At 42.0% G+C, this 1,514-nt stretch carries 3 protein-coding genes; 2 read left to right on the forward strand and 1 reads right to left on the reverse strand.

The window, feature by feature from the left end:
- Positions 1-44: 44 nt before the first annotated feature.
- Positions 45-404, reverse strand: coding sequence for a hypothetical protein (locus AACR11_RS13320; protein ID WP_017191058.1), 360 nt, complete (start codon positions 402-404; stop codon positions 45-47).
- Positions 405-631: 227 nt separating this feature from the next.
- On the opposite strand from AACR11_RS13320, the gene AACR11_RS13325 reads away from it, so the two are divergent.
- Together AACR11_RS13325 and AACR11_RS13330 are read left to right on the forward strand one after the other, a co-directional pair.
- A complete protein-coding gene (locus tag AACR11_RS13325; RefSeq protein ID WP_017420534.1) occupies positions 632-904 on the forward strand; it encodes a type II toxin-antitoxin system TacA family antitoxin in 273 nt (90 codons plus the stop codon).
- Positions 901-1,398, forward strand: a complete 498-nt coding sequence (locus AACR11_RS13330) for a GNAT family N-acetyltransferase (RefSeq protein WP_017191060.1) — start codon at positions 901-903, stop codon at positions 1,396-1,398. The genes AACR11_RS13325 and AACR11_RS13330 overlap by 4 nt, the downstream gene beginning before the upstream one ends.
- Positions 1,399-1,514 lie beyond the last annotated feature (116 nt).

Consider the following 1,514-nt stretch of genomic DNA (forward strand, 5'->3'; position numbering starts at 1 on the left):
GGCACTAAAACCCCAATGCGTTTCGAATCGCCTTGAACGTCTTGTTATGTACGTAGTTTAAAATGAACACCTGAGCTTTCAAATTCTATGTTCCCAAAGCCACCTGCAACCTTGAAATATGATTGGTTCTTTTCAAAGTAGTCGATGCTTCCGTAGTCTTTTGAACCGTCAAGGTCTATGATCGGCTGTATATCATTTTGATTCAAGAGCCCATTAATACTCAAGACACCCTCAAAAAGAAGAGACCCCAAACGATAGCAAGTATGCTCACCTATTTTTGGAGCTTCATAATATTTAGACTCAGGCCAGATACTAAACTCTAGTTCAATTTCAAGAGTTTGATCATTGTAGTGCCAACCCAAGACAAATGAATCCTGAAGGTCTACACCTACGAGAAAATCCATACTTTTCTCCAAGTACATACGCCCTGTTAAGGTGTGAGCAACGCAATACTGAAGTGGCGCATACCACCTTAAACACTAAACGCAACGCATAGTAAAAATGCCAAGCGTGCTGAATCACTCTTAAATTGTTTGTTAGTTTGCGTGCCAAAGTGACACAAAGATTGCTTATTGCACACTTTAAGACCATAATGTCTATGTGACACTTTGACACAACAGGAGATAACATTATGGCTACTACTTTGCCTCGCATCACCGCTAGGGTTGATGTCGATACACAAGACTTACTTACTAAGGCTGCCGCGATCGCCGGCATGTCTAGCATCAACTCGTTTGTTCTAAGCGCTGCAATCGAAAAAGCCAAACAAGTCATCGAACGCGAACAGGCTTTAAAATTGAGCCAAGCTGATGCTATGTTGCTGATGGAAGCTTTAGACCGCCCTGCTACACAGAACTCAAAACTAAAAGCTGCTGCTGATCGATACGAGAGCAAAACTCAATGATGAATACGGTACTTCTAGATAAAGCTAAACACGATAGAAACCGATTCAACTGTGGTATCGAAGCTCTCAATAATTACTTAAAAGTAATGGCGAGTCAGCAAGCAAAAAAAGACAACACCAGAACGTTTGTTTTGGAAGATGATAACGACAACTCACATGTCATCGGCTTTTACACGCTAACAATGACACCAATTGACTTAAAGGCATTACCCGATAAGTTACAAAAAAAACACCAATCATCCACCTCTGGTGGTCTGATTGCCCGCCTTGCTGTCGATGACCGATACAAAGGGAAAGGCTTTGGTGAGTGGCTGCTTATTGACGCGCTCAGAAAGCTGTTAGCTGCAAGCGATAGCGTTGCATTTCCAGTTGTTATCGTTGATGCCAAAGACGGCGCGAAACACTTCTATGAACGCTATGGTTTTCAAGAATTTGAAGAAGCTGAAAATAAACTCTTCATCACCATTGCCGATGTGAGAACAAGCTTAGGCTAGTTAATTGCTAGCCTTTAGCAAACTAACGCGCAGTTAAGGTGTGAGAGACGCAGATCCACCCTAACCTAAAATAAACTCTGATAAATCCGTGCCTATTTGGGCACTAAAACCCCAAT

This window comes from Vibrio sp. L85, assembly GCF_963871815.1.
GTDB classification, from domain to species: domain Bacteria; phylum Pseudomonadota; class Gammaproteobacteria; order Enterobacterales; family Vibrionaceae; genus Vibrio; species Vibrio harveyi.